The organism is Xanthomonas sp. GPE 39 (assembly GCF_000963005.1).
Classification (GTDB): Bacteria; Pseudomonadota; Gammaproteobacteria; order Xanthomonadales; family Xanthomonadaceae; genus Xanthomonas_A.
In genome coordinates this window covers 132,147-135,357 of record NZ_JZHZ01000007.1, presented here as the reverse complement: position 1 = coordinate 135,357, position 3,211 = coordinate 132,147, and the positions used below count along the sequence as shown (strand labels likewise).

Here is a 3,211-nt window from a genome sequence, read left to right as displayed (position 1 = left end):
TGATAATCGCCGGGCTTGGCGAAATAGATGTTCGGCACGTAGGTCTGCGGGTTACGGTCGTACAGTGGGAACAGGCTGGATTGCACCTGTACCATCACCCGGTGACCACGCTGGAAGATGTGGTTGGCGGTAGGTAACCCGAACGTGTAAGCCAGCGGCTGGTTCGGCGCTAGCGGTGCGGGATGCTCGAAACTCTCGTGGTAGCGGCCACGGAAGATCGCCAGCGATATCGGCAATTCGTAGCCGCCCATTTGCGGATCGGAGGCCACCTGATCCGGGTACACATCGATCAACTTGACCACCCAGTCGCTATCACGGCCGCTGGTGGAGGCCTGCAGGTGCACCTGCGGCGCACCAGCGATGCGCAACGGCGCTTGCAACGGCTCGCTGACGAAGGTCAACACATCCGGGCGGCCATCGACGAAACGTTGATCGTGGACCAGCCAGGTGGTCCACATGCCGCGGTCACTGAACACAACCGGGCGCGGCACGAACGGCACCGGCTTGGCGGGGTCGGACACATATTCGGTGTACTCGCCCTGCCCGGCTTTAGGCGCATCGAACGACACCGTGCCGCCAGCTTCCAGGTACAGCGGCTTGCTCTGCGCCGCGCAGCCCTGCGCACAACTCAAGGGCCAGTGCTGCAGGCGATCCCAGTGGTTGGCGCCGGTGTTGTAGATCAGCACCGGCGGCGTGTCGGCCTTGGGCGCGCCGTCCACCAGGTATTGGTCGAAGAACGGCTTCAACACGTCGCGGCGGAATTGCAGCGTGGTATCGCCGTCGAACTGCAACGCACCCAACGAGGTGCCGCCGCCATTGACCTGACTATGCCGCCACGGCCCCATCACCAGATAGTTGCGGTTGTTGTCGGTGTCGCGCGGCTCCATCGCCGCGTAGCTGTGGATCGCACCCCACATGTCTTCCTGATCCCACAAGCCCTGCAACCACATCGTCGGCACTTTCAACGGGGTGCGCGCCATGACCTTGTCCAGCGCCTGGAGTTGCCAGAACGCATCGTAAGCCGGGTGCTCGGTGAGCTTGTGCCACCACGGCAGTTGCTCCAGGCCAGCGGCCTTGGCATAGGCACCGACCGAACCGGCGCGCAGGAACTTGCTGTCGCCAACCCCGGCAATGAAACTTGAAAATAGACATTTTTTTGTCTTAAAATCCGATTCCCGGCCGGATCGTGGTCGTTTCGTGGGATCTAGCCATGCTTCACTCCTTTGCGTTCAAGAACTTCCTTTCGTTCAAGGAACGCACCGAGGTGTCTTTTGCCCTGACCAAGAAGGCGAGTTCGCGCGGCTGGGATGCGTCATCGCCAACCGGCCAGCGTCTTGCCACGGCATTGGCCGTGATCGGTGCCAATGGTGCCGGCAAGACGTCGCTCATCAAGCCCGTGGCATTTCTGGACTGGTTCATAAAGCACTCATTTCTGCAAAGCATCCCGAACGCACCGATACCCATCAAGCCGCATTTTTCCGCACCACACGAGCCGATCGAGTTCGAGATTGAAGCCGACGACCTGGACGGCACGCTGTGGCGCTACGAATTCAAGGCGACACCGGAACGTGTGCTGCACGAGGCCGTTTACAAGCGCCCGAACAAAAAGCGGGCGAAGCACTCCTATGTGTTCGTGCGGAACTGGGACGAAGCCTCAAAGGAATACATCATCAAGCAGGATGGCTTCGGCCTAGACCCTAACGAGGCCAAGAAGGTTCGTCCAAATGCCTCGTTGATTTCGACAGCAGCACAGTATGGCGTGGAGGTCGCACAACGCTTGGTCGGCGCCAACGTCGCCAGCAACATCACGCAGTTTGGCCGCTTCGATTCCAATCTCGGTTTCGTGAACGCGTCCATTTTCTTCCATGAAAATGCCGCCTTGAAGGCGCATATGGAGACACTGTTGCACGACCTGGATCTCGGTCTGTCAGGCGTGGAGATACGAAAACTGGACATCGCCATGCCACCGGAAATGCAGTTCGCAGAGGGCACAAAATTACCCGCGCAATATCAGGTTTTCGGCGTCCACACCTTAAAGGATGGTTCGCGGCACGAGATTCATATGAGAGAGGAATCCAGCGGCACGCAGACAGCGTTCACCCAACTCTGGTACCTGTTGGGTGTGCTGGCCAGTGGCGGCATCGCCGTGATCGACGAGTTGGAAAACGACATGCATCCGCACATGATCGAACCCTTGCTCGATCTTTTCGCCAGCCCGCATACCAACCCGCACAATGCCCAAATAATCTTTACCAGCCATTCGATCGAGGTGATGAGCTTACTTGGCAAATCTCAGGTCTTTCTTGTCGAGAAGAAGAACTGCGAAAGTGAAGCTTGGCGGCTGGACACGATGGACGGCGTGCGCGTCCAAGACAATCTGTATGCGAAATACATGAGCGGTGCCTATGGAGCCGTACCGCAACTATGACGCGGCCACCATCCACCAAGATGCGCACCGTCAAGGAAACTTTGCTCATCGTCTGCGAGGGCGATGCCGAGATGGCATTCGTCCGCTTTGTGAAGCGCACGTATGCCGACGCACTCGGGCGTAACGTTCAGGAAAAAAACGCCCACGGAAAAGGTGGCAAGCATGTCCTGGAAACTGGCTTGAGCATCGCGAACAACAACAACCGCACTTACAACAAGCTCGTTCTGCTGCTGGATACCGACACCGACTGGAACGATGCCCTGCGTGCCAAAGCACAAAATGCCCGTGTCGGCAAACGCCCGGTCAGCGTAATTGAAGCAGATCCCTGCCTGGAAGCGTGGCTATTAGATATTCTCGACATCCAAGCCGAAGGCGATACTCTGCATATGAAGCAAAAATTCAAGGCCAAAACAGGTGTTGAGGCCCATGAACCTGCTTGGATTAATAAGCACCTCAGCCGCGAGACATTGGACGAAGCGAGAACACGGGTATCGCAACTGGCCGACTTGATGAATCACATGGGTATAGCGAGGAACTGTTGACCGCGTCACTGACGACACCACTTGCAAGGCACCATGCGCCACACTGCGGGGCGCCCGGTGGTGGGCGTCCCGCAGTGTGGCACGGATGCGCTCACGGCATGCTCAATACACCGGCAGCTCGATGAAGCTGGGCTGCTGCGGCGTGTGCCAGATCCGCTGCGTGGCTTTCTGATAATCGCCGGGCTTGGCGAAATAGATGTTCGGCACGTAGGTCTGCGGGTTACGGTCGTACAGTGGGAAC

At 58.2% G+C, this 3,211-nt stretch carries 2 protein-coding genes and 1 pseudogene; 2 read left to right on the top strand and 1 reads right to left on the bottom strand.

What is annotated here, in order from left to right; all coding sequences use genetic code 11:
• Nucleotides 1–1,109: pseudogene (locus XALGPE39_RS00410) on the bottom strand (CocE/NonD family hydrolase); the annotation flags it as partial.
• A 101-nt stretch (nt 1,110–1,210) separates the two neighbouring features.
• On the opposite strand from XALGPE39_RS00410, the gene XALGPE39_RS00405 reads away from it, so the two are divergent.
• Complete coding sequence (locus XALGPE39_RS00405; RefSeq protein WP_045726524.1) at nt 1,211–2,428, top strand: ATP-binding protein; 1,218 nt, start codon at nt 1,211–1,213, stop codon at nt 2,426–2,428.
• 20 nt (nt 2,429–2,448) lie between these two features.
• Nucleotides 2,449–2,970: an RloB domain-containing protein gene (locus tag XALGPE39_RS00400; protein ID WP_161795308.1), complete on the top strand. Its 522-nt coding sequence runs from the start codon at nt 2,449–2,451 to the stop codon at nt 2,968–2,970.
• Nucleotides 2,971–3,211: the final 241 nt, after the last annotated feature.